The following is a 21744-nucleotide window of genomic DNA, read 5'->3' on the forward strand; positions in this document are numbered from 1 at the left end:
GGCCGGGGACGTCCCGTAGAGCCAGCTTCTTACTGCACCGCGGACGAGGTCGGCGGCTGGTCGCCTGGCGCCATGAAGATCTGCGCCGCGTCCACGGCGTCGAAGCGGTAATGCTGGCCGCAGAAGTCGCAGGCGACGTCGATCTCGCCCCGCTCGGCGATGATGCTCTCGGCTTCCTCGGCGCCCAGGCCGCGGATCATGCCGCTCACGCGCTCGCGGCTGCAGGTGCAGGCGAAGCGCGGGGTCTGCGGGTCGAAGCGCAGGATCTTCTCCTGCCAGAACAGCCGCCGCAGCACGGTCTCGACATCGAGCTGCAGCAGTTCGTCCGGCGTGATGCTGCCCGCCAGCGTCGCGATGCGGTTGAAGTGCTCCATCTGCTCTTCCGCCTCCATCGCCTGTCCACCCGCCAGGTTGGCCTGTCCTTCCGCGGGCAGGCGCTGGATCAGCAGCCCGGCGGCGACCTGGTGGTCGGCCGCCAGCACCAGGCGCGTATCGAGCTGTTCCGACTGGCGCATGTAGTGCTCCAGCACGTCGGCCATGCCGGGCTGGCCGCCACCGGCGAGGCTCGCATTCAGCGGCACGACGCCCTGGTAGGGCTGCTGGCCGGGCAGGCGGTCCTTGGGGTCCAGCGTGATCGCGCAACGCCCCCGGCCATGTGCGTTCACCAGCTGCTGCAGGTGCGCATCGGGCGCGACCTCGCCCACCACCTTGGCGGTCACGCGCAGCGACAGGTCGTGCTGCACCTCGGCGACCGCGACCTTCACCGGCCCTTCGCCGAAGATCTGCATCACGAGCGCGCCGTTGAACTTGATGTTGGCCTGCATGAGCGTGCCCGCGGCGGCCATTTCGCCGAGCATGCGGGTCACCGGCCAGGGCCATGGCGACTGCGCGTCGTCGGCGCGCCGCCGCGCCTGGATCTCCTGCCAGGCATCGGTGAGGCGGACAATCTGCCCGCGCACCGGCAAGCCGTCGAACAGGAACTTGTGGAGTTCGGACATCAACCGATCTTCTTCATCTTCCTGCCGTGGCGCAGCGCGTTGTCGACGTAGTGTTGCGGGATGGTCTGGAATTTCGCGATCTGCTCCGCGTCCAGCGTCCGGATGGCCTTGGCGGGCGAGCCGACGATCAGCGAGTTGTCGGGGAACTCCTTGCCCTCGGTGACGACGCTGCCGGCGCCGACGATGGAGTTCTTGCCGATCTTCGCGTTGTTGAGGACCACGGCCTGGATGCCGATCAGCGAACCGTCGCCGATCGTGCAGCCATGCAGCATCACCTGGTGGCCGACCGTGACGTTGTCGCCGATGGTGAGCGGCACGCCGAAGTCCGCGTGCAGCACCGACAGGTCCTGCACGTTGCTGTTCTTGCCGATGCGGATCTTCTCCGTGTCGCCGCGCACCACGCAGCCGTACCACACGCTCGCGTTCTCGGCCATTTCCACCTGCCCGATCACTTCCGCGCTGTCGGCGACCCATGCGCCTTCCGCCAGTTTGGGCGCCATGCCGTCCAGTTCGTAGATCGCCATATCGGTTGTCTTTCGAGCAAAAACTACAATTGTAGGGATGGAGCTTCGCCACCAGGCTCTGCAGGCCCTCTGCGCGGCCGAGCCGCGTGAGAAGGTCGCGCTGGCGCGGGCGCTGCACGAGCAGGTCGCGCAGTGCACCCTCTCCCCTGCCGCGCCTGCCAGCCCGCCCTCGCTTCCCGGCCGCCCGGTGCTGCCGCGCCTGGTCCATCCGGCCCGCGTGCCGCGCCGCTCGCCGGCCAGGCCCGAGGGGCTGGCGGCGCTGCTGCATGCGATCGCGCACATCGAATTCAACGCCATCAACCTCGCGCTCGACGCTGCGTGGCGCTTCGAAGGCATGCCGCGCGCCTTCCACGAGGACTGGCTGCGCGTCGCCGCCGAAGAGGCCTTCCACTTCACGCTGCTGGCCGATCACCTCGCCACGCTCGGCCATGCGTATGGCGACTTCGAGGCGCACGACGGGCTCTGGTCCATGTGCGAGAAGACCGCCGGCGACATCGTCGCCCGCATGGCGCTCGTCCCGCGCACGCTGGAGGCGCGCGGGCTCGATGCGACGCCGCTGATCCAGCAGAAGCTGCGGCAAGCCGGCACGCCCGCGGCGCTGCGCGCCGTCGAGATCCTGGACGTGATCCTGCGCGACGAAGTGGGGCACGTCGCGATCGGCAACCACTGGTACCGCGTGCTGTGCGAACGCGACGCGCTCGACCCGGTGGCGCACTATGCCGTGCTGGTCGAGCGTTACGCTGCGCCGCGCCTGCATCCGCCGTTCAACACCGAAGCGCGGCGCCGCGCTGGCTTTTCGGAGGCCGAGCTCGCCTGGCTGGCCGGCCCGTAGCGGGTCACCTGCGCCTCGTCGGCCCGCGAAGGCCGCACCGTCCCGCTCGGGTGGTTTGGTGCAGGACCACGGCCGCGGCATTGTGCGAGTGGGTAGGCGTCGGAGCCTCGGCGCTTTCGAGTTGCCGGGCTCGCCCTCCGCGGGGAGCCGCGCCTCAAGCGCGATGTAGGTAGCGGCTCTCCAGCCGTTCCCCGCCTCTCACGGGCTGTCCTACGCAGGCCGTTCTCCCACTCCATCATCAGCACGGGGCGGCTTGTGCCACTTGGCCTTAGCGGCCTCGTTGAGCTGGCTGATGGCCTGCAGGACCCAGCCGACGTCAGTAGCGACGAACAGCTTTCCTGCCTTCCGGTACTCAATGAAGACGCCGACAACGACGAAGCCCTGCGTCTGCTTCTCCGTTGCGCCAAGCCATGCGTACACGGGCGATCCGCTCATCCCCTCGGGCCAGGGGAAAGCGTTAGGGCGGCCATCAAATGCGCGTCCTTGCCTCAAGTCCTGCTGCAGGAGCACATGGTCGGCGCTGCTGAAGCCAAACTTCTCATAGTCGCCGTCAGGCACCGGAGGGCAGCCAGTCAAGATGCTGGGAATCACGAACGCCGTCTTCTCGGCGTGGCTGTACTTTTGATTCTTACTTTTTGTTAGCCGATCATCACGTAGTCTCGACCCGCGCGAGGCAAGCAGCTCGAAATCAAATGAGCCAAGTTGATGACGTGAGGGTACGGAGGCCCGCCTTCATCCGCGAGACGTATCACGCCTACATCGATGCGGTCGTCGTCTCGTGTGGGCGCTCGTGGGGTTGACGCTCCTCCGACACCTTCGAGCTTGCGCCGAGTCGTCGGAGACGAGAAGTAGTAGATGCCAGCGGCGTATCGGTCTAAGACATGCGCAGCGCTGACGAGGAAGTACGTGCCCTCAGCGAGCACGAAGAATCCCGTGCCAAACGGCAGCAGCCGGTCATTGTGATCCACGTAGTACAGCGGGACGGAGTAGGCCGATAGGCCAACCATCATCTTCTCGGCCTGCAATGGTACCAATCGACCTCTGTCCACGGCCTCTCCAAGAATGGATCCAGCTACCAGCACCTGCTCGTCGCAAATGCGTTCAAGTGCTCCGCCAGCTGCGAGACCTCAATGATCAGGTCGCCGCAACCGTCAGCGTCGTACTTTCTTGCCCTGGCTCTTTGCAGCTCCGGCGGCACGAACATCGGATCAGCGAGCTTCCCACGCTGATCGGCGGCGTGACCGCCAAACAAGCTTGTCACGCAGCCGCAACCGCGTCCTGGTAAATCATCCTTGCCGCAGCAACGAGCAAAGGCTTGTCGCTGTTCTTGGAGTCACACCGCGCCACATCGAAGTGGCACAGGGCGCCCCAATGCTGCCCGTGCAAATCGAGGATCACTGCCCCGCAATAGGAAACGATGGGGCTTGCGGACATCCAGGGCACGCGAGCATCCGTGGCGACGTCCTCCACCTCCAAGGGCTCGCCCGTGGCGTGGAGGTGGGCGCAGTAAGCCGCCGCAAGTGGCACATCGTCTCCTTGTTCGACAACGGCGTCCCATTTGTCCACCAGCGCAACGTTGCGCAGCATGTCTCCATCGAAACGGAACACGCCGGTGTAGCGATGTGAGGTGCGCGTGTTGAGGAGTAGGAGCGCTCCGCGCAGCCCGGCACGTTCAAGGGCTGTGGCAAACCCTTGAAGGTCCGTCTCCCGGGGAAGGAGACTGTCCGAGTGCGAACGCATTGTCATCTCGCATTATGACCTTCGCCTTGTTCCCGGCGCCGGCGGTGGAAAACCGTTCGCGAAGGGAAAGGCCTGCAAGATGCCATTCCCCTGCTTCGAGTTCGCACCCATAGAACGAACTTCTTATCTCGTAACTCTTCATCACCTCTCGTTCCGCGACGCACATCAAGTGATAATCGCGCCTCGTGACGACGAACGAAATCAGGCCCGGGGACAGGGTTCAGTACAAGGGCACGGGGCCGGTCATGATCGTTCTGTCCGTATCGCAGGACCTTTGCTACTGCACTTGGGGAGACGACGCATCGAACCTGCAGCACTCCACCTTTCGCAAGGAGAACCTGGTGCCCGCGAGAGAAGACAAGCCACGCGACTGAATGGCCCGCGTCCAGGATGCTCTCGTGACTGAAGCAGTACCGCGCTTTGGCGAGGGAGATCTCGTGCGCTTGAAGACCGGCGGCCCCGTGATGGTCGTCTGCTTTGCCGTCGAACCGATCCTGCTTTGCAAGTGGATGGATGCCGCGGGCCGCGATCGGAGGGGGACATTCTCCCCTCGACAGCTCCAGCTCGTCGAACATGCCTATCCCGTGTGGATGCGCGCTGTCGAACGCCTGAGCCGTCGGTATTCCATCGTCACCCTCTGCTGAGCGGCATCGCCCTCGAGATCCAATTCGCCGCGGGCTGCGTACAAGGGGCATGACGACGCCCCTGCGCCAGCCTCTTGCCGCCTTCCTGGTCGCGTGCACTGCCGGCGCCAGCGCTGGCGCCTCCGCCGCGCAATGGGATTTCACCGTGCTGCTCGATGGCCAGCCTATCGGAGAGCATCGCTTCGTGGTCGGCGGCACGCGCGATCGCACCGTGGAGATCGAGGCGGCCTTCCAGGTGAAGCTGCTCGGATGGACCGCCTACCGTTATCGCCACGAGGCGCGCGAGCGCTGGCGCGGCGACTGCCTCGCATCCGTGCAGGCCAGCACCGACGACAACGGCAGCGACACCGAGGTGAGCCAGTCCTTCCCGCCGGCGCCCTGCACCATGAGCTTCGCGTACTGGAATCCCGCGATCGCCTCGCAAGAGCAGTTGTTCGACGCCGGCACGGGCAAGCTGCGGCCCGTGCAGGTCACCGCCTTGCCTCCGACCACGATCACCGTGCGCGGCGCGCCGGTGGCCGCTCGCGGGCTGCGCATCGCGGGCCTGCCGCAGCCGATCGACGTCTGGTACGACGGCGACACGTGGATCGGCCTCGACACATTCGTGCGCGGCCAGCGCCGCCTCTCCTACCGACTCCGCTGAAAGACGCCGATGAAACGCTTCGTGGCCTGCTGGCTCGCCATCGCCCTGCCCTTCCTGGCGCTCGACGCCGTGTGGCTGACCCTCATGGCGCAGCGGCTGTACCGGCCTGCGCTCGGCTCGATCATGCGACCGGACTTCGACCTGCCGGCGGCGGGCGCGTTCTACCTGCTGTACTTCACGGGCGTGCTCGTGTTCGCCGTGCGCGCCGCGGCCAGCACTCGCGAGGCGCTCTGGCGCGGAGCGCTGTTCGGGCTGGTGGCCTACGGCACCTACGACCTCACGAACCAGGCGACGCTGGTCGGCTGGCCGTGGCACATCACGTTCGCCGACCTGGCCTGGGGCACATTCGCGACGGCCGTGGCCGCCGCGATCGCGCAGCGCATCACATCCCGATCCAGCCGCCGATGAGGCCGGCGATCCGGCCTTCGAAGCGCAGGTTGCCTTCGACATAGGCGAGGCACACGCACTGCGTTCCCTCCTGCACCACCGGCTGGTGGCGCACGTCGGAGTCCGTCGCGTCGAAGTCGCCGGGACCGAAGACGGAACGGCCGTCATCGAAGGCGCCGCGCAGCACCTGCGTGAGCTCGAGCCCGGTGTGCGTGTGGCGCGCCAGGCTGCGGCCGGGGGCGATCTGCAGCGCCCACAGCGTGCCGTCCTTTTCCTGCGGCAAGGCGATGCGCGCGTAGCGCATGCCGGGGCCCATCCAGTGCCAGTCCGAGATGGCGCAGCCGCGCAGGCTTGCGGGCCAGGACGTTCCGGCGGGAAGGGAGGGCCGGGGAGTAGCGGTGGCGGCTGCCACGGGCGCCGCAGGCGCCGCAGGCGCCGGCATGTCGATGCGCTCCAGCGTTCGGGCCAGCGCTTCGGGGGCCAGCAGTTCGGGGGCGGCCTGCTCCAGCAGCGCTCCGCCCACGGCCTGCAGCGCGTGCAGGCGTTCGCGGCAGGCGACGCAGCTTTCGAGGTGCACCGAGACGAGCAGCGCGGGGCCGGCGGCGAGCCGCCCGGCCGCGAGCGCCAGCAGGAAATCGTCGGTGGGATGGTGGTTGATCATGATCCGAAGGCGTCCAGTTTGAGCCGCAACTGGGCGACGGCCAGGCGGATGCGCGATTTCACGGTGCCGAGCGGGATGCCCAGGTCGCGCGCGATGATCGCGTGCGGCCGCTCCTCGAAGAAGGAGAGCTGCAGCACCAGCGATTGTTCCGGCGGCAACTGCGCCATGGCGCGCCGGACGCCCTGCTCGCGCTGGGTGGCGAGCAGCAGGTCTTCGGGCGGCAGGTGCGCGTCGGCCGGTTGCTGGTCGGCGTCCCAGGGCTCTTCGCCCTCGCAGGGGTCGCCGCCGGTGCGGCGGAAGTGGTCGATGCGCAGGTTGCGCGCGATGGTGTAGAGCCAGGTCGAGAGCGAGGCGCGCGCCGGGTCGAAGGTCGAGGCCCGGCGCCACAGCTGCACCATGGTCTCCTGCGCCAGCTCTTCGGCGAGCTCCGGGGCCGTGCCCGCGCGCATCAGGAAGGACTTGATGCGCGGCGCGAAATGCTTGAACAGCGCGGCGAACGCCTGCCGGTCCCCTGCCTGCGCGACGGCCGCCATCCAGGCATTGAACTCTTCAGGGCTGGGCATCGATGCGGGTGTCCTCAGGGGTGGCACCACGGCCACGCTGGGCGTACGGGCCCGGGCAGGCCGGCCGGCCTCGACCCGGGACGGATGCGGGAGCACGTTCATGCCGTGTGTACGCGGTGCGGAGGCGATTGGATCACAACCCGAAAGCGGGGGCGGAGCGGGAGCGGACAGCCGGAACGCAGAGGACGCAAAGGTTTCGCAGAGGACGCAAAAGAACAGCCATGGAAGGAAGGGGTCAGGGAGCTACAAGCCTGGATCCCCAAAGATGGGCAAAGAAACCTCTTCGTCTGTCTTCTCTGCGTCCTCTGCGAAACCTTTGCGCCCTCTGCGTTCACCTGTCCGCATTCACCTTTGCCCTTCCAACGGCCACGAGTGATCCAAACGAAGCCCAGCCGCGTATGAGTGGCGGGTCGCAGGAAGCGCGGCCGCGATGGAGAGATGCAGTGAGCGTGTCCGACCTGGCGATCGCCTTTACCGAACGGGGCGTGGTGCCCGACCTGCTGGTGCGCAGCGGCATCCGCCGGCTGCTGCAGGAGCGCCTGTCCGAGATCCACGCGCGCAGCGCCGAGGAGGGGGCGCAGGCGGCCGAATCCTTCGTCGCCGGCATGCGCCGGGCGCCGATCGCCCTGCTGCCGCACAAGGCCAACGAGCAGCACTACGAAGTGCCGCCCGAGTTCTTCGCGCAGGTGCTCGGTCCTCGGCGCAAGTACAGCTCCGCCTGGTGGGGCCCCGGCGTCACGACGCTGGCGCAGGCCGAGGATGCCGCGCTGCAGGCCACCTGCGAACGCGCCTTCCTGGCGGACGGCCAGCAGATCCTGGAGCTCGGCTGCGGCTGGGGCTCGCTCACGCTGTGGATGGCCGAACGCTATCCCGCCAGCAGCATCACCGCCTTGTCCAACTCGCGGCCGCAACGCGAGTGGATCGAGTCGGAGGCCCTGCGGCGCGGGCTGCGCAACATCACCGTCGTCACCGGCGACGTCACGCACTTCCATCCGCAGGCGCGCTTCGATCGCGTGGTGTCGGTGGAGATGTTCGAGCACCTGCGCAACTGGCCCGAGATGTTCCGCCGCGTCGCTTCCTGGCTGGAGCCGGGCGGCCGCTTCTTCATGCACGTGTTCGTGCATCGCGCGTCGCCCTATGCCTTCGAGGAGCGCGACGCCGGCGACTGGATGTCGCGCTACTTCTTCTCGGGCGGCATGATGCCCAGCGACGACCTCGCGCTGCGCTTCCAGGACGACCTCGCGCTGGTGGCGCGCTGGCGCTGGGACGGCACCCACTACGCGCGCACCGCCGAAGCCTGGCTGGCGAACATGGATACGCGCCGCACGGAAGTCTGGCCCGTGCTGGAGCGCACCTACGGCGCGGGGCAGGCAGCCCTGTGGTGGACGCGCTGGCGGCTGTTCTTCCTCTCGTGCGCCGAGACCTTCGGCTACCAGCGCGGCCAGCAATGGTGGGTCGGCCACTACCTGTTCGAGCCACGTTCGTGAACCGCCTCACGCTCGGCCTCGTGCGCGCGCCGGCACTGCGCCTGCTGGTCAACTTCGCGGCTTTCCAGGCGGCGTGGTTCGCCTGCGTGCATTTCGCCGCGCGCGGCGAAGCGCTCGCCGCGTGCGCCAGCGTCCTGGCCGCCGTCGTGCTGCACTTTGCCTGGAGCGACCATCGCAGCGCGGACCTGCGCCTGGTCGCGGTGGCTCTGGGGGTTGGGTTGGTCTGGGACACGGCGATGGTCCAGGGCGGCCTGATCGCCTACGCCGCGTCAGGCTGGTCGGCCGCTTGGGCGCCGCCGTGGATCCTGGCGCTGTGGGTGCTGTTCGCGACGACGCTGCGCAGCCCCTTGCGCTGGCTGCACGGGCGGCCCCTGCTGGCCGCCGGCTTCGGCGGCATCGGCGGGCCGCTCTCCTACTTGGCCGCTGCCCGGCTGGGCGCTTGCGTGTTCCCGGACGTGCAGGTCGCCCTGGTGGTGCTCGCAGAAGGTTGGGCCGTGCTGACCCCGGTGCTCGTGCAGCTCGCGAGCCGGTTCGATCACGAGGCGAGGGCATGACCGCCGCCCTCCTCCCCGCGCTCCTCGCCGGCCTGGTCGCCGCGCTCGCACTCGCCACTTGCGTGTGGCTGGCCAGCCTGCCGCTGCGCGACGTGAGCATCGTGGACATCGCCTGGGGCTGGCTGGTGATGACGCCGGCCTTCGCCGCCGCCGCCTGGCTGCCTGCCACCGGGCCGCGTGCCGCACTCGTGCTGGCGCTGGGCTCGCTGTGGGCCTTGCGGCTGTCCGGCCACATCGCGTGGCGGCACCGCGGCCAGCCCGAGGACCGGCGCTACGGCGCGATGCGCGAGCGCCATGGGCCGGACTTCGCGGTGAAGAGCCTGGTCATCGTCTTTGCATTGCAGGCCGTGCTGGGCACGGTGGTCGCCTTGCCGCTGGCCGCTGCCGTCGCGAGTCCGCTGCCCTGGAACGCGCTCGATGCGATCGCCGTCGCCGTGTTCGCGGTGGGCTTCGCCTTCGAGGCCGTGGCTGACGCGCAGCTCGCGCGCTTCAAGTCCAACCCGGCGCAGGCCGGCCGCGTGCTGGACTGGGGCCTGTGGCGCTACTCGCGCCATCCCAACTACTTCGGCGAGTGCGTGCTGTGGTGGGGGCTGTGGCTCGTGGCCGCCGCCGCGGGCGCGTGGTGGACCGTCGTGTCGCCGCTGCTCATGACCGTGCTGCTGCTGCGCGTCTCGGGCGTGAGCCTGCTCGAGCAGGACATCGGGCAGCGCCGGCCGTCCTATGCCGCCTATATCCGGCGCACCAACGCCTTCGTTCCGGGGAGGCCACGGGCATGAACCGGAGCCTCGCCCGCGCCGCCGTGCTGGTGGCCGCCTGGTTCGACAGCCAGGCCACTGTCTCGCCCACGAGCGACTCGCGCCGCATCGAGTGGCTGCGCCAGGTTCCCTTCCTCGCGATCCACGCCGGCTGCCTGCTGCTGCCGTGGGTGGGGACGAGCCGCGTTGCCGTCGCCGTGTGCATCGCGCTGTATGTGCTGCGCATGTTTGCGATCACGGCGTTCTACCACCGCTACTTCTCCCATTGCGCCTTCCGCGCGGGGCGCCCGACGCAGTTCGTGTTCGCGCTGCTCGGCGCGTCGGCCGCGCAGCGGGGCCCGCTGTGGTGGGCCTCGCACCACCGCCATCACCACGTGCACTCGGACCAGCCGCAGGACAGCCATTCCGCCTTGCGTCACGGCCTCGCGTGGAGCCACTTCGGCTGGTTCATGGCGCGCGGCAACTTCCGCCCGCGGCTGGAGCTGGTCAAGTCGTTCGCGCGCTACCCCGAGCTGCGCTTCCTCGACCGCTTCGATGCGCTGGTGCCGCTGGCCTTGGCCGTCGGGCTGTACCTCGCAGGCGGGCTGCAGCTGCTCGTGTGGGGCTTCTGCATCTCCACGGTGCTGGTGTACCACGCGACCTTCAGCATCAACTCGCTGGCGCACCGCATCGGCTCGCGCCGCTATGCCACGCGCGACGCATCGCGCAACAACTTCTGGCTCGCCCTGCTCACCTTCGGCGAGGGCTGGCACAACAACCACCACCACTATCCTGCCGCCGCCCGGCAAGGCTTCTTCTGGTGGGAGATCGACCTCACCTGGTGGGGGCTGAAGCTGCTGGAGAAGGTGGGCATCGTCCACGACCTGCGTCCCGTGCCGCTCGCGGTGCGGGATGCCGGCATGCGCAAGGAGCAAGCATGAAGATCGCGATCGTCGGCGCGGGCATCGCCGGCAACGTCGTCGCCCGCCGCCTGCACGAGGCCGGCCACGCCATCACGGTGTTCGAGGCGGGCGACCACGTCGGCGGCCACACGCACACGCACAGCATCGCGCTCGGCGGCGAGACGCACGAGATCGACACGGGCTTCATCGTCTACAACGACCGCACCTACCCGAACTTCATCGCCCTGCTCCAGGAGCTGGGGGTGCAGGGTCAGGAAAGCGCGATGAGCTTCTCCGTGCGCAACACGCGCTCGGGGCTCGAATACAACGGCACCTCGATCAACGGCCTCTTCGCCCAGCGGCGCAACCTGCTGCGGCCGGACTTCCACCGCATGGTGCTGGAGATCCTGCGCTTCCACCGCGAGGCGCCCGCGCTGCTCGCGCGCGACGCGCCGCGCATGACGCTGGGCGAGTACCTCGCCGAGCACCGGCACGGCCGCGGCTTCATCGACGACTACCTCGTTCCCATGGGCGCGGCGATCTGGTCCACGGATCCGGTGCGCATGCTCGGCTTCCCGGCGCAGTTCTTCGTGCGCTTCCTGCACAACCACGGCATGCTGTCGGTGAACGACCGGCCGGTGTGGCGCGTCGTGCGTGGCGGCTCGGCCCGCTACGTGGAGCGGCTGGTGGCGCCGTTTCGCGACCGCATCCTGCTGCGCTCGCCGGTGGAGCAGGTGCTGCGCTTCCACGATGGCGTGCTGGTCAAGGCGCGCGGTCGCCCCGGCGAGCGCTTCGACCACGTGTTCCTCGCCTGCCACGCGGACCAGGCGCTGCGCATGCTGCTGGATCCCTCGCAGCAGGAGCGCGAGATCCTCGCCGCCCTGCCCTGCCAGCCGAACGAGGCGGTGCTGCACACCGACACCTCGCTGCTGCCGCGCGCGCGCCGCGCCTGGGCGGCCTGGAACTACCATGTGCTGCCGGGCGCGCGCGCAGGCGCCGCGCTGACGTACAACATGAACATCCTGCAGGGACTGCAATCGCGCCATACCTTCTGCGTGACCCTGAACGCCACCGAACACATAGCTCCGAGCAAGGTGATCCGCCGCCTCGAGTACGACCATCCGCTCTTCACGCCCGAAGGCGTGGCGGCGCAGCAGCGGCACCACGAGATCAGCGGCGTGCGCCGCACGCATTACTGCGGCGCCTGGTGGCGCTGGGGTTTCCACGAAGACGGGGTGGTGAGCGCGCTGGCCGCGCTGCGCCGCTTCGAGGCCACGCAAGATGAAGAGCGCCCTGTACTGCGGGTGGCTTAGCCACCGCCGGCACCAGCCGCGGCCCCATGCATTCCGCTACGGGCTGTTCATGGCGTGGCTGGACCTGGGCGAGCTCGACGAGGTGTTCCGCGGCCGCTGGCTGTGGTCCACGCGGCGCGCGGCGCTGGTGCGCTTCGAACGGCGCGACCACCTGGGCGACCCGTCGCTGCCGCTGGACGAGAGCGTGCGCCGGCTGGTCGCCGAGCGCACCGGCACGCGGCCGGCCGGTGCTATCCGCCTGCTGACGCACCTGCGCTGGTTCGGCTACCTGTTCAACCCGGTGAGCTTCTACTACTGCTACGACGCGCAGGACCGCGCCGTGCAGGCCGTGGTCGCCGAAGTGAACAACACGCCCTGGGGCGAGCGGCACTGCTACGTGCTGCAGCCGGCGGCGACCGGTGGACGCTGGCTGCAGGCGCGCAGCGCGAAGGCGATGCACGTCTCGCCTTTCCATCCGATGCAGCTCGATTACGTGTGGCGCTTCGGCGTGCCCGGTGACGACCTCGCCATCGCCATGGCGCTGCTGCCGCAGGACGGCGGGCGGCTGCCCGTGTTCCACGCGCACCTGGCGCTGCAGCGTGTCCCGATCCGCGCCGCCTCGCTCGCCTGGACGCTGCTGCGCTTCCCCTTCATGACCGCGCAGGTGATCGCGGGCATCCATTGGCAGGCGCTCAAGCTCTGGCTCAAGCGCGTACCCGTCCACGACCATCCCACCGTGCCGCCCCTGGCCAGCAAACCCGACGCATGAAAACCGCCACTCCCACCCTGGCCCACCGCGTGGGCGCCCTCCGCACCTCCGCCGCAAGCGCCAATCCGATCGAGCGCGCGATGGAGGGCTTTGCCGCGCGCGTGCTGCGCTCGCGTCTCGCCCTGCTGCAGCACGGACAGGTCACGCTGGTCGAAGGCGGCCGGCACGAGACCTTCGGCCGCGCCAGCGAGCGCTGCGCCCTGCACTGCACGGTGCACGTGCGCGACCGCCGCTTCTTCGCCGAAGTCGCGTTCGGCGGCTCGGTGGGCGCGGGCGAGTCCTTTATGGCCGGCGACTGGTGGACCGACGACCTCACGGCCCTGGTGCGCATCCTTCTGGTCAACCGCGAGGTGCTCGAGGGCCTGGACAGCGGCTTCTCGCGCCTGTCCGAAATCGCACGCCGCCTGCTCCACGCCACCGCCCGCAACACGCGCACGGGCAGCCGCCGCAACATCGCGGCGCACTACGACATCGGCAACGATTTCTTCGAACGCATGCTCGATCCGTCCATGATGTATTCGTGCGCGTTCTTCGAACGGGCCGACATGGACCTGCAGCAGGCGCAGATCGCCAAGCTGGATCGCCTGTGCTGCAAGCTGGACCTGCAGCCCGGCGACCACCTGCTGGAGATCGGCACCGGCTGGGGCGCGCTGGCGATCCATGCCGCGAGCCGCTACGGCTGCCGCGTGACCACCACCACCATCTCGCGCGAGCAGCATGCGCTGGCCACCGAGCGCGTGCGGGCGGCCGGTTTGCAGGACCGCATCACCGTGCTCGAGCGCGACTACCGCGACCTGGAGGGCCGCTACGACAAGCTGGTGTCGGTGGAGATGATCGAGGCCGTGGGCCACCAGTACTTCGACGCCTTCTTCCGCCGTTGCGGCGAGCTGCTGGCGCCCGGCGGCACGATGGTGCTGCAGTCCATCACGATCGCGGACGCACAGTACGAAGCGGCGCGCGACTCGGTGGACTTCATCAAGCGCCACATCTTTCCCGGCTGCTGCATCCCCTCGGTCGGCGCACTGGTCAGCTCGGCCGCGCGTGCCTCCGCGCTGCGCGTGGTGGACCTGGAAGACATCGGCCCGCACTACGCGCGCACGCTGGCGCTCTGGCGCGAGAACCTGTTCGCCAATGCCGACGCCCTGCGCGCGCGAGGCTACCCCGACGCGCTGCTGCGCATGTTCGACTTCTACCTGAGCTACTGCGAGGGCGGCTTCGCCGAGCGGGCGCTGGGCGACGTGCAGTTCGTGCTGCAGGACGCGAGCCGCGCGGTGGCCCCGACGCCGCGGGTCTGAGCGGCGCGGCAGCGCTCCTCTTCCCTCACGCCCGCCGTCCGTAGGCTGGGGTGAGCGAGAGCGAACCCCAGCGATCCAGCGTCGCGCAGCAAGCTGGGGTTCGCCTGCGGCTCACCGCCAGCCTACGAAGCCGGGCACACCAGCGGCCCGCGAGGGCTGCCCTTGCCGCCACGGTTCCTAGTCGGCCTTGATGCCCACCGCGCGCACGATCTGCGCCGTGGACTGCGCCTCCGCCGCGACGGTGCGGGCGAAGTCGCTTGCGCTGCCGCCGGTGGGCTGGTTCTCGCTCGCCACCAGCCGCTTGCGCACGTCCGGCGCCTGCAAGGCCTTCTCGATCTCCGCGTTCAGGCGCTCCAGGATAGTTGCGGGCAGCTTCGCAGGCGCGAAGAAGCCGAACTGCGAGGACAGGTTGGCGGCCGGGTAGCCCAGCTCCGCGAGCGTGGGCACGCCCGGCAGCGTGTCGAGCCGGTGCGGCGCGCCGACGGCGAGCGCGCGCAGCTTGCCGGCCTGGATGTGCGCGTTCAGCGCCGGCGAGGCGTTCACCGAGAGCACCTCGAACTGCCCGCTCAAGGCGTCCGTGATCTGCTGGCCGCCGCCCTTGTACGGGATGTGCGTCATGCGCACCTTCGCCCCGGACTGCAACTGCTCCAGCATCAGGTGGCCCAGCGAAGCCTGGCCCGAGGTCGCCCAGCGGATCGCACCGGGGTGTTCGCGTGCCTGCGTGAGCAGGTCGCGGAAGTCCCTGGCGCTGCACGCGCTGGTGGCCAGCAGCAGCACCGGCGAGACCATCGCGCTCGCGACCGGGGTGAAGTCGTGCTCCGCGTCGTAGGGCACCTTGGCGACGAAGGGACTGAGCGTGAGCGGGCTGATGGCCGAGAAGGCCAGCGTGTGCCCGTCGGGCGCGGCCTTGGCGAGCGCGTCCATGCCGATGGTGCCGCTCGCGCCCGCCTTGTTGTCGACGATCACAGGCTGGCCGAGCGCGGTGGCGAGCTTCTCGCCGACGGCGCGCGCGACCAGGTCGCTGACGCCGCCGGGCGGATAGGGAACGATCACGCGGATGGGCCGCGTGGGCCAGGACTGCGCGCGGGCGGCGAGGGCCAGCGCGGCGCCGGACGCAAGCAGCGCCCGGCGCGAAAGGCGCGAGGAAACGGGAGGCATGTGAGGGGACATCCTCACCCGCGCGGATGGTGCTGCGCATGCAGCACCTTCAGCCGCTCGCGGGCGATGTGGGTGTAGATGGTGGTGGTGGAAATGTCGGCGTGCCCCAGCAGCATCTGGACCGCACGCAGGTCGGCGCCGTGGTTCAGCAGATGCGTGGCGAAGGCATGCCGCAGGGTGTGCGGGGACAGCGGCGCGTGGATGCCGGCGGTGCGCGCGTGCTTCTTCACGATGACCCAGAACATGGCGCGCGTCATGCCGTGGCCGCGCGCGGTGACGAACAGGTCCTCGCTCTGCTGGCCGGCGAGGATGACCGCGCGGGCCTCGGCGAGATAGCGCACGATCCAGTCGCGTGCCACCTGCCCGAAGGGCACCAGGCGCTCCTTGCTGCCCTTGCCCATGACCCGCAGCACGCCCTCGTTCATGCCGACGTTGTAGGTCTTCAGGTTCACCAGCTCGCTCACGCGCAGGCCGCTCGCGTACATGACTTCCAGCATGGTGCGGTCCCGCAGGCCAAGCGGCGTCTCCACGTCCGGCGCGGCCAGCAGCGACTCGACCTGCGCTTCGGTGAGCGTCTTGGGCACGCGCAGCGGCTGCTTGGCCGACTGCAGGCGCAGCGTCGGGTCGGCGGTGATCAGCCGCTCGCGCAGCGCCCAGCGGAAGTACCGCTTGAAGACGGTGAGGCGCCGGTTGGCCGAGGTCGCCTTGGTGTCGGCATGGCGGACGGCGAAGTAGGCCTGCAGGTCGGCCTCGCCCGTGGCGGGCAGCTGCAGGCCCCGCTGTGCCAGCCAGCGCGCATAGAGCTGCAGGTCACGCCGGTACGCCGCCAGGGTGTTGCGCGACAGGCCCTCCTCGAGCCAGAGGGCGTCGATGAAGGTGTCGATCGCTTCGGTGGTCACTGGAGTACCTTCGTGCTGCGCACTGCGGTATTCGCCCTTGGGCCGGCCCGGCGGGCTCATGGCAGGCGCGTCCCCGCGGGCGCGGGGACGCGCAGGCATCAGTCCAGCTTCAGGTGCGCCGTGTCGACGACCTTCTTGTACACGGCGTACTCATTGCGGATCTGCTCCGTGAACTGCTCCGGCGTGTTGCTGATGATGATGGAGCCGGTTTCCTCGATGCGCTTGCGCACGGAGGGCTCCTGCAAGGCCTTGCTCGCGGCATCGTGGATGCGGGCCACGATCTCCTTGGGCAGGTTCTTCGGTCCTTCGATGCCGTAGTAGGCCAGGCGGTTCACCGGCTCCAGGCCCACTTCCTTGAAGGTCGGCACGTTGGGCAGTTCGGCCAGGCGCTTCGGCGCCGAGACCACGATGGGCACCAGCTTGCCTTCCTTGATGAAGGGCAGCGCCGAGGGCAGGTTGTCGAAGATCATGTTGACCTGGCCGCTGACGGTGTCCGTGAGCGCCGGACCGGCACCGCGGTACGGGATGTGCGTGACGTGCGTGCCGGACATGCTCTTGAACAGCTCCATCAGCAGGTGGCCGATGCCGCCGGTGCCGGAGGAGGCATAGGAAAACTTGCCCGGGTTCTTCTTCAGCACGTCCAGGAAGGCCTTGTAGTCCTTCGCGGGGAAGTTGGGGTTCACGGCGATCACGTTGGGCGTGGCCGCGAGGTTGATGATGGGCGTGAAGTCGGTGAGCGGGTTGTACGGCGTCTTGGGGTTGATCGCCGGGTTGGTGGCTGTCGTGGACACCGTCGCGATGCCCAGGGTGTAGCCGTCCGCCGCCGCGCGCGCGAGTTCCGCCGCGCCCACGATGCCGCCGCCGCCGGCGCGGTTGTCGACCAGCACCGTCTGGCCGAGGATGCGCGTCATCGGCTCGGAGATCACCCGGCCGACGATGTCGGTGGTGCCGCCCGGGGCGAACGGGATGATCAGGCGGATGGTCCTGTTGGGATAGCCCGATTGCGCGAAGGCGGGGGCGGAGGCGAGGGCCAGGGCGCCGGAAGCGCCAGCCAGCCAGTCACGTCGGTTCATGCGGATTCCTCGATGTGTGGGTTCAAAACCATCCATCCTAAACGGAATCGGGCGGGCCTTCCGCTATCCTGCCCCGCGTGAACTTCTTCCAGCTGCTGCTGCCCGACTTCGCCTTGATCCTGTGCGGATCCCTCGTGTGCCGCTACACCGCCCTGGACCGCGCCGTGTGGGAGCCGGTGGAGCGCCTGGTGTACTTCTTCCTGTTTCCCGTGCTGCTGTTCCACTCCATCGTGCGCAGCCCGCTGGAGCTGCGCGCCACCTCCAGCCTGATGGCCGCGGGCCTGCTGCTGGGAGTGGGCGGCATCGCCATGGCCTACGCCCTGCCGCACCTGCCGGGACTCGCGCGGCGCATCGACGCGCGAGCCCACGCGAGCGCAGCGCAGGTCGCATTCCGCTTCAACTCCTTCATCGCGCTGGCGCTGTCGGAGCGGCTCGCCGGCGCCCGCGGACTGCTGTTCATCGCGGTGCTGATCGGCGTGTGCGTGCCCCTGTTCAACGTCGCGGCGGTGTGGCCCATGGCGCGGCATTCGCGCGCGGGCTTCGCGCGGGCGCTGCTGCGCAACCCCCTGATCCTGGCTACGGCGGCCGGCCTCGCGGCCAACTTCGCGGGCCTTCGCGTGCCGCCCTGGCTGGAGCCCAGCCTTGCGCGCGTGGGCGGCGCCTCGATTCCGCTGGGCCTGATGGTCGCCGGCGCCGGCATGCGCCTAGCGCACCTGGCCCAGCACAAGGCCTTGGGCGTGGGGCTGCTGGCCATCCGCCACCTGCTGCAGCCGCTGCTGGCCGCCGCGCTCGCCCTCGCGTTCCACCTCGACGCCTCCCAGGCGGCCGTCCTGCTCGCCTTCTCCGCCCTGCCCACCGCCTCCAGCTGCTACGTGCTGGCTTCGCGCATGGGCTACGACGGCGCCTTCGTCGCGGGGCTCGTGACCGTCTCGACGCTGCTGGGACTCGCGAGCCTGCCGTTCGCACTGGGACTGCTGGCGCGCATTGCCTGAGCCAAGGCGTGCCGGGACGCCAGCGAGCACTTGCAAGGCGTGCCGGCAGAGTCGCCGATCAGTGACATCGCTGCTGAGGTTGGCCGGGACGAACTCGCACACGGCGAGCTGAACCCGATTCACTGTCGGGCGCTGGCCTCCAGCGCCCAGGCCACGTGCTCGCGTACCAGCTCCAGGGGATGGTCGCGGCGGGCCTCCAGGGCGGCGCGGATCGCGGGGTCGTCCTGCCGGCGCAGCGCGTTGCCCAGCGCGACCGCGATGTTGCGCAGCCAGCGCGCGTGCCCGATGCGGCGGATCGGGCTGCCCTCGGTGAAGCGCAGGAACTCCTCTTCGCTCCAGGCGAACAGCGTGACCAGGTCCTGCCCGACCAGGCCGGCGCGGGGCGCGAAGTCGGGCAGCAGCGCCGCCTGCGCGAACTTGTTCCAGGGGCAGATGAGCTGGCAGTCGTCGCAGCCGTAGATGCGATTGCCCATGAGGGGACGCAGTTCCAGCGGGATCGGGCCGGGGTGCTCGATGGTGAGATAGGAGATGCAGCGGCGCGCATCGAGCCGGTACGGCGCCACGATCGCAGCCGTCGGGCAGACATCCAGGCAGGCGTGGCAGCTGCCGCAGTGGTCGGCGACGGGCTCGGTCGGCGGCAGCGCGAGGTCCACGTAGATCTCGCCCAGGAAGAACATCGAGCCGCCCTCGCGGTTCAGCACCAGGGTGTGCCGTCCGCGCCAGCCCTGGCCGCTGCGCGCCGCGAGCTCCACCTCCAGCACAGGCGCGGAGTCGGTGAAGACCCGGTGCCCGAAGGGCCCGATCGCCTGCGCGATCCGCTCCGCGAGCTTCTGCAGCCGGGCGCGCAGCACCTTGTGGTAATCCCGGCCGCGTGCGTAAAGCGAAACGATGCCTTCCGTGGGATGCTGCAGCCGGTCGAACTCGATCGCTTGCCAGCCTTCGGGTGTGGCCGGCAGGTAGTCCATGCGTGCGGTAATCACGGAGGTCGTGCCCGGCACCAGTTCGGCGGGGCGCGCCCGGCGCACGCCATGGGACTGCATGTAGTCCATTTCGCCATGGAAACCGTTGGCAAGCCAGGCGACAAGACCCGGTTCGGCTGTCGAGAGATCGACACCTGCCACGCCAATTTGGGAGAATCCAAGCGCGCGCGCCCACTCCCGCAATTGCGCGAGCGCCAAAGGACCATCACCCTGAGCACCGTCGAACACCACGCGCCGATTGTAGGAACGGCACCGTCGCCCCTCACCTGGCAGGGCGAAGAGGACACGCGTGCGTTCGCCGAACGCCTGGCCGGGCACGCCGCGATAGTCGACGCCTTCATCGCGCTGCACGGCGACCTGGGCGCCGGCAAGACCACGCTGGTGCGCCACCTGCTGCGTGCGCTGGGCGCGCAAGGCCGCATCAAGTCGCCCACCTACGCGCTGGTGGAGCCCTACGAACTGCCGAGCCTCGCGGCGTGGCACTTCGACTTCTACCGGTTCGACGACCCGAAGGAGTGGGAGGACGCGGGACTGCGCGACCTGTTCGCCAGCGAGGGGCTCAAGATCGCCGAGTGGCCGGAGAAAGCCGCGGGCCTGCTGCCCGTGGCGGACCTCGACATCCACATCGCGGTCGACGAGCAGGAGCGCCGGCACGTTCGGCTGCTGGCCCACACCGCGCGGGGCCGGGAGCTGCTCGCATGAAGCGCCGCACCCTTTTGCAATCCGGCAGCGTCGTGCTGCTGCTCGGCGTGCGCGAGATCGCTCTCGGCGCGACCGTGGTCGCGGTGCGGCTGTGGCCCGCGCCCGAGTACACGCGCCTGACCATCGAGTCCGACGGCCTGCTCGCCAGCCGCATGCACACCACGGCGCAAGGCCTGGTGGTGGACATCGACGGACTGCGGCTCGACCCCACCTTGCGCGACCTGGTCGCCAAGGTGAAGGCCGACGACCCCTACATCGGCGCGATCCGCATCCTGCAGCACTCGGCCGACACCGTGCGCCTGCAGGTGGACCTGAAGCAGCCCGCGCTGCCCCAGATGTTCCAGTTGCCGCCGGTGGCCGCGTACCGCAACCGGCTGGTCGTGGACTTCTACCCGCCCAAGCCGGTGGACCCGCTGGAGGCGCTGATCGCCGAGCGCCTGAAGGACGCGGGACCGGCGCTGCCGCCCGCACCCCCGGCCACTCCGGCGGTGGACCCGCTCGGTGAGCTCATCGCGCAGCAGATGAAGCGGCCGCCGCCGCTCGCGCCGCCTGGCGGCCGGATGCGTGCCGCCGAAGTGCCCCCGCCCGCGCTCGCTCTCGCCAAGACCGATCGCCTGATCATCGTCGCGATCGATCCGGGCCACGGCGGCGAAGACCCGGGCGCCATCGGCCCGGCGGGCACGCGCGAGAAGGACGTCGTGCTGCAGATCGCGCACCTGCTGCGCGAGCGCATCAACGCGACCAGCATCAAGGGCAGCCCGATGCGCGCCTACCTCACGCGCGACGCCGACTACTTCGTGCCGCTGCACGTGCGCGTGGACAAGGCGCGGCGCGTGCAGGCCGACCTGTTCATGAGCGTGCATGCCGATGCGTTCATGACGCCCACGGCACGCGGCGCGAGCGTGTTCGCGCTGAGCCAGAGCGGCGCCTCGAGCACGGCGGCGCGCTGGATGGCCGACAAGGAGAACAAGGCGGACCTGATCGGCGGCCTCAACATCAAGGCGCAGGACGTGCACGTCGCGCGCGCGCTGCTGGACATGAGCACCACCGCGCAGATCAACGACAGCCTCAAGCTCGGCGGCGCGCTGCTCGGCGAGATGGGCAGCGTGGGCAGGCTGCACAAGGGCATGGTCGAACAGGCCGGCTTCGCGGTGCTCAAGGCGCCGGACATTCCCAGCGTACTGGTGGAGACCGCGTTCATCTCCAACCCCGAGGAAGAAGCGAAGCTGCGCACCGGCGACTACCAGGAGCAGCTCGCCGACGCCCTCGTGCGCGGCATCGACCGCTACTTCGCGCGCAACCCGCCGCTCGCGCGCAGCCGTCCGCTCTGAAGATTGGAGCGATCGGGAACCATCAGGGTCGGGACTCTTCGGTCCCGGCCCTTTGTTTTTTTCTTCGCCGATTTCACGGAAGCAGGAAGACGTGCGCTCTGCGAAGGCCAGTGGACGTCGCGGCAGGCGGCGTGCGGTGCAGGCCCGCTGGGCATCGGTCGGCGGCTGCGCGCGCCGACTCCCCTGGAAACCGGTCCGGGCGGCGTCGCGCGGCACAACTCGCAGAGAGTTTGCCCGCTGCGCGGCCAAACTCTCTGCTCGGACAAGTGCCGCGGTAGCATGAAACGTACGCGCGGCTCGATACGCTGACGCTCTCGTAGCCGCGCTCCGCCGCCCGGACCGGCTTCCAGGCGATGCCCTTCATGCGGGCCTGCACCGCACCGCCTGCCGCGACGATGGACAGTCGAGCCCCTGCGGGGAGGACTCACGGGCTTCGTGTCGTTAACCGCCGCGACGCGCCCCGTAGATACTGTGTTCTCCGTCAAGCGGAGTGGAGTGCCGGATTGAATGGAAGTCCGGATTTCAACACTCCGTAGGCGATCGCCACCAGCTTGCGCATCAGAGCTCCGAGAACGAGCTTCTTT

25 protein-coding genes and 1 pseudogene are annotated in these 21744 nt (G+C 69.3%); 15 read left to right on the forward strand and 11 right to left on the reverse strand.

Features of this window, described 5'->3' with window-relative positions; genetic code table 11:
• Positions 1–29: 29 nt before the first annotated feature.
• Complete coding sequence (hslO, locus tag JJB11_RS19895) at positions 30–998, reverse strand: Hsp33 family molecular chaperone HslO (RefSeq protein WP_201175526.1); 969 nt, start codon at positions 996–998, stop codon at positions 30–32.
• Positions 998–1522, reverse strand: coding sequence for a gamma carbonic anhydrase family protein (locus tag JJB11_RS19900; RefSeq protein WP_201175528.1), 525 nt, complete (start codon positions 1520–1522; stop codon positions 998–1000). Before JJB11_RS19900 ends, hslO begins: the two co-directional genes overlap by 1 nt.
• 37 nt (positions 1523–1559) lie before the next feature.
• Between JJB11_RS19900 and JJB11_RS19905 the strand changes: the two genes are divergently transcribed.
• Positions 1560–2354 (forward strand): ferritin-like domain-containing protein, encoded by a 795-nt coding sequence (locus JJB11_RS19905; protein ID WP_201175530.1) that lies wholly within the window; start codon positions 1560–1562, stop codon positions 2352–2354.
• A 210-nt stretch (positions 2355–2564) separates the two neighbouring features.
• Here the strand turns inward: JJB11_RS19905 and JJB11_RS19910 are convergent, their stop codons facing one another.
• Positions 2565–2945 carry a hypothetical protein gene (locus JJB11_RS19910; protein ID WP_201175533.1) on the reverse strand — a complete coding sequence of 127 codons (381 nt, stop codon included), beginning with the start codon at positions 2943–2945 and terminating at the stop codon, positions 2565–2567.
• Between the two features lie 666 nt (positions 2946–3611).
• The gene (locus JJB11_RS19915) at positions 3612–4100 is read right to left on the reverse strand and encodes a GAF domain-containing protein (protein ID WP_201175535.1); all 489 of its coding nucleotides are present in this window, start codon (positions 4098–4100) and stop codon (positions 3612–3614) included.
• 179 nt (positions 4101–4279) lie between these two features.
• Between JJB11_RS19915 and JJB11_RS19920 the strand changes: the two genes are divergently transcribed.
• The 4 genes from JJB11_RS19920 to JJB11_RS19935 are packed head-to-tail and all read left to right on the forward strand — an operon-like array spanning position 4280 to position 5789.
• The gene (locus JJB11_RS19920; RefSeq protein WP_201175542.1) at positions 4280–4468 is read left to right on the forward strand and encodes a hypothetical protein; all 189 of its coding nucleotides are present in this window, start codon (positions 4280–4282) and stop codon (positions 4466–4468) included.
• The gene (locus JJB11_RS19925; RefSeq protein ID WP_207190079.1) at positions 4469–4738 is read left to right on the forward strand and encodes a DUF2158 domain-containing protein; all 270 of its coding nucleotides are present in this window, start codon (positions 4469–4471) and stop codon (positions 4736–4738) included. It begins immediately after the preceding gene.
• A gap of 49 nt (positions 4739–4787) precedes the next feature.
• Positions 4788–5381: a DUF6134 family protein gene (locus tag JJB11_RS19930; RefSeq protein ID WP_201175546.1), complete on the forward strand. Its 594-nt coding sequence runs from the start codon at positions 4788–4790 to the stop codon at positions 5379–5381.
• A gap of 9 nt (positions 5382–5390) precedes the next feature.
• Positions 5391–5789 (forward strand): DUF2177 family protein, encoded by a 399-nt coding sequence (locus JJB11_RS19935; protein ID WP_201175548.1) that lies wholly within the window; start codon positions 5391–5393, stop codon positions 5787–5789.
• On the opposite strand, the gene JJB11_RS19940 is transcribed toward JJB11_RS19935, so the two are convergent.
• Positions 5764–6429, reverse strand: a complete 666-nt coding sequence (locus tag JJB11_RS19940; protein ID WP_201964962.1) for a ChrR family anti-sigma-E factor — start codon at positions 6427–6429, stop codon at positions 5764–5766. The two genes, JJB11_RS19935 and JJB11_RS19940, sit on opposite strands and share 26 nt — an antisense overlap.
• Positions 6426–6992, reverse strand: a complete 567-nt coding sequence (locus tag JJB11_RS19945) for a sigma-70 family RNA polymerase sigma factor (RefSeq protein ID WP_201964963.1) — start codon at positions 6990–6992, stop codon at positions 6426–6428. The genes JJB11_RS19940 and JJB11_RS19945 overlap by 4 nt, the downstream gene beginning before the upstream one ends.
• 443 nt (positions 6993–7435) lie before the next feature.
• On the opposite strand from JJB11_RS19945, the gene JJB11_RS19950 reads away from it, so the two are divergent.
• The 7 genes from JJB11_RS19950 to JJB11_RS19980 are packed head-to-tail and all read left to right on the forward strand — an operon-like array spanning position 7436 to position 14025.
• Positions 7436–8479, forward strand: coding sequence for a class I SAM-dependent methyltransferase (locus JJB11_RS19950; RefSeq protein WP_201964964.1), 1044 nt, complete (start codon positions 7436–7438; stop codon positions 8477–8479).
• Positions 8476–9033: a DUF2878 family protein gene (locus JJB11_RS19955; protein ID WP_201175555.1), complete on the forward strand. Its 558-nt coding sequence runs from the start codon at positions 8476–8478 to the stop codon at positions 9031–9033. The genes JJB11_RS19950 and JJB11_RS19955 overlap by 4 nt, the downstream gene beginning before the upstream one ends.
• Positions 9030–9809: a DUF1295 domain-containing protein gene (locus JJB11_RS19960; RefSeq protein WP_201175557.1), complete on the forward strand. Its 780-nt coding sequence runs from the start codon at positions 9030–9032 to the stop codon at positions 9807–9809. The genes JJB11_RS19955 and JJB11_RS19960 overlap by 4 nt, the downstream gene beginning before the upstream one ends.
• Positions 9806–10708, forward strand: a complete 903-nt coding sequence (locus JJB11_RS19965) for an acyl-CoA desaturase (protein WP_201175559.1) — start codon at positions 9806–9808, stop codon at positions 10706–10708. The genes JJB11_RS19960 and JJB11_RS19965 overlap by 4 nt, the downstream gene beginning before the upstream one ends.
• Positions 10705–11982 (forward strand): NAD(P)/FAD-dependent oxidoreductase, encoded by a 1278-nt coding sequence (locus JJB11_RS19970; protein WP_201175574.1) that lies wholly within the window; start codon positions 10705–10707, stop codon positions 11980–11982. Before JJB11_RS19965 ends, JJB11_RS19970 begins: the two co-directional genes overlap by 4 nt.
• Positions 11951–12730 (forward strand): DUF1365 domain-containing protein, encoded by a 780-nt coding sequence (locus JJB11_RS19975; RefSeq protein ID WP_201175576.1) that lies wholly within the window; start codon positions 11951–11953, stop codon positions 12728–12730. Before JJB11_RS19970 ends, JJB11_RS19975 begins: the two co-directional genes overlap by 32 nt.
• On the forward strand, positions 12727–14025 hold the full coding sequence (locus JJB11_RS19980; RefSeq protein ID WP_201175577.1) for an SAM-dependent methyltransferase: 1299 nt from the start codon (positions 12727–12729) through the stop codon (positions 14023–14025). The genes JJB11_RS19975 and JJB11_RS19980 overlap by 4 nt, the downstream gene beginning before the upstream one ends.
• A 177-nt stretch (positions 14026–14202) precedes the next feature.
• Here the strand turns inward: JJB11_RS19980 and JJB11_RS19985 are convergent, their stop codons facing one another.
• The 3 genes from JJB11_RS19985 to JJB11_RS19995 are packed head-to-tail and all read right to left on the reverse strand — an operon-like array spanning position 14203 to position 17155.
• A complete protein-coding gene (locus JJB11_RS19985) occupies positions 14203–15183 on the reverse strand; it encodes a Bug family tripartite tricarboxylate transporter substrate binding protein (RefSeq protein WP_201175579.1) in 981 nt (326 codons plus the stop codon).
• 14 nt (positions 15184–15197) lie between these two features.
• Positions 15198–16142 (reverse strand): site-specific tyrosine recombinase XerD, encoded by a 945-nt coding sequence (xerD, locus tag JJB11_RS19990; protein WP_201175641.1) that lies wholly within the window; start codon positions 16140–16142, stop codon positions 15198–15200.
• A gap of 38 nt (positions 16143–16180) precedes the next feature.
• Positions 16181–17155, reverse strand: coding sequence for a tripartite tricarboxylate transporter substrate binding protein BugE (locus tag JJB11_RS19995; protein WP_201175581.1), 975 nt, complete (start codon positions 17153–17155; stop codon positions 16181–16183).
• A gap of 77 nt (positions 17156–17232) precedes the next feature.
• Between JJB11_RS19995 and JJB11_RS20000 the strand changes: the two genes are divergently transcribed.
• The gene (locus tag JJB11_RS20000; protein ID WP_201175583.1) at positions 17233–18147 is read left to right on the forward strand and encodes an AEC family transporter; all 915 of its coding nucleotides are present in this window, start codon (positions 17233–17235) and stop codon (positions 18145–18147) included.
• Positions 18148–18266: 119 nt separating this feature from the next.
• Here the strand turns inward: JJB11_RS20000 and queG are convergent, their stop codons facing one another.
• Positions 18267–19310 (reverse strand): tRNA epoxyqueuosine(34) reductase QueG, encoded by a 1044-nt coding sequence (queG, locus tag JJB11_RS20005; protein WP_201175589.1) that lies wholly within the window; start codon positions 19308–19310, stop codon positions 18267–18269.
• Between the two features lie 27 nt (positions 19311–19337).
• Here queG and tsaE point away from each other — a divergent pair, with 27 nt between their 5' ends.
• Together tsaE and JJB11_RS20015 are read left to right on the forward strand one after the other, a co-directional pair.
• Positions 19338–19829: a tRNA (adenosine(37)-N6)-threonylcarbamoyltransferase complex ATPase subunit type 1 TsaE gene (gene tsaE / locus JJB11_RS20010; RefSeq protein ID WP_377371251.1), complete on the forward strand. Its 492-nt coding sequence runs from the start codon at positions 19338–19340 to the stop codon at positions 19827–19829.
• Positions 19826–21160, forward strand: a complete 1335-nt coding sequence (locus JJB11_RS20015; RefSeq protein WP_201175606.1) for an N-acetylmuramoyl-L-alanine amidase — start codon at positions 19826–19828, stop codon at positions 21158–21160. Before tsaE ends, JJB11_RS20015 begins: the two co-directional genes overlap by 4 nt.
• A 481-nt stretch (positions 21161–21641) precedes the next feature.
• Here the strand turns inward: JJB11_RS20015 and JJB11_RS26145 are convergent.
• A pseudogene (locus tag JJB11_RS26145) lies at positions 21642–21744 on the reverse strand (IS110 family transposase); the annotation flags it as partial.

This window comes from Ramlibacter ginsenosidimutans, assembly GCF_016654015.1.
GTDB classification, from domain to species: Bacteria; Pseudomonadota; Gammaproteobacteria; order Burkholderiales; family Burkholderiaceae_C; genus Ramlibacter; species Ramlibacter ginsenosidimutans.

What these genes read in the sequence shown, in the direction of transcription:
- JJB11_RS19975 (WP_201175576.1), top strand. Translation starts at nt 11,951, where the DNA reads ATGAAGAGCGCCCTGTACTGCGGGTGGCTTAGCCACCGCCGGCACCAG.
- JJB11_RS19960 (WP_201175557.1), top strand. Translation starts at nt 9,030, where the DNA reads ATGACCGCCGCCCTCCTCCCCGCGCTCCTCGCCGGCCTGGTCGCCGCG.
- JJB11_RS19940 (WP_201964962.1), bottom strand. Translation starts at nt 6,429, where the DNA reads ATGATCAACCACCATCCCACCGACGATTTCCTGCTGGCGCTCGCGGCC.
- xerD (WP_201175641.1), bottom strand. Translation starts at nt 16,142, where the DNA reads ATGAGCCCGCCGGGCCGGCCCAAGGGCGAATACCGCAGTGCGCAGCAC.
- JJB11_RS19905 (WP_201175530.1), top strand. Translation starts at nt 1,560, where the DNA reads ATGGAGCTTCGCCACCAGGCTCTGCAGGCCCTCTGCGCGGCCGAGCCG.
- JJB11_RS19995 (WP_201175581.1), bottom strand. Translation starts at nt 17,155, where the DNA reads ATGAACCGACGTGACTGGCTGGCTGGCGCTTCCGGCGCCCTGGCCCTC.
- hslO (WP_201175526.1), bottom strand. Translation starts at nt 998, where the DNA reads ATGTCCGAACTCCACAAGTTCCTGTTCGACGGCTTGCCGGTGCGCGGG.
- JJB11_RS20015 (WP_201175606.1), top strand. Translation starts at nt 19,826, where the DNA reads ATGAAGCGCCGCACCCTTTTGCAATCCGGCAGCGTCGTGCTGCTGCTC.
- JJB11_RS19915 (WP_201175535.1), bottom strand. Translation starts at nt 4,100, where the DNA reads ATGACAATGCGTTCGCACTCGGACAGTCTCCTTCCCCGGGAGACGGAC.
- JJB11_RS19925 (WP_207190079.1), top strand. Translation starts at nt 4,469, where the DNA reads ATGGCCCGCGTCCAGGATGCTCTCGTGACTGAAGCAGTACCGCGCTTT.
- JJB11_RS19935 (WP_201175548.1), top strand. Translation starts at nt 5,391, where the DNA reads ATGAAACGCTTCGTGGCCTGCTGGCTCGCCATCGCCCTGCCCTTCCTG.
- JJB11_RS19900 (WP_201175528.1), bottom strand. Translation starts at nt 1,522, where the DNA reads ATGGCGATCTACGAACTGGACGGCATGGCGCCCAAACTGGCGGAAGGC.
- JJB11_RS19985 (WP_201175579.1), bottom strand. Translation starts at nt 15,183, where the DNA reads ATGCCTCCCGTTTCCTCGCGCCTTTCGCGCCGGGCGCTGCTTGCGTCC.
- JJB11_RS19965 (WP_201175559.1), top strand. Translation starts at nt 9,806, where the DNA reads ATGAACCGGAGCCTCGCCCGCGCCGCCGTGCTGGTGGCCGCCTGGTTC.
- JJB11_RS19980 (WP_201175577.1), top strand. Translation starts at nt 12,727, where the DNA reads ATGAAAACCGCCACTCCCACCCTGGCCCACCGCGTGGGCGCCCTCCGC.
- JJB11_RS19970 (WP_201175574.1), top strand. Translation starts at nt 10,705, where the DNA reads ATGAAGATCGCGATCGTCGGCGCGGGCATCGCCGGCAACGTCGTCGCC.
- JJB11_RS19930 (WP_201175546.1), top strand. Translation starts at nt 4,788, where the DNA reads ATGACGACGCCCCTGCGCCAGCCTCTTGCCGCCTTCCTGGTCGCGTGC.
- JJB11_RS19945 (WP_201964963.1), bottom strand. Translation starts at nt 6,992, where the DNA reads ATGCCCAGCCCTGAAGAGTTCAATGCCTGGATGGCGGCCGTCGCGCAG.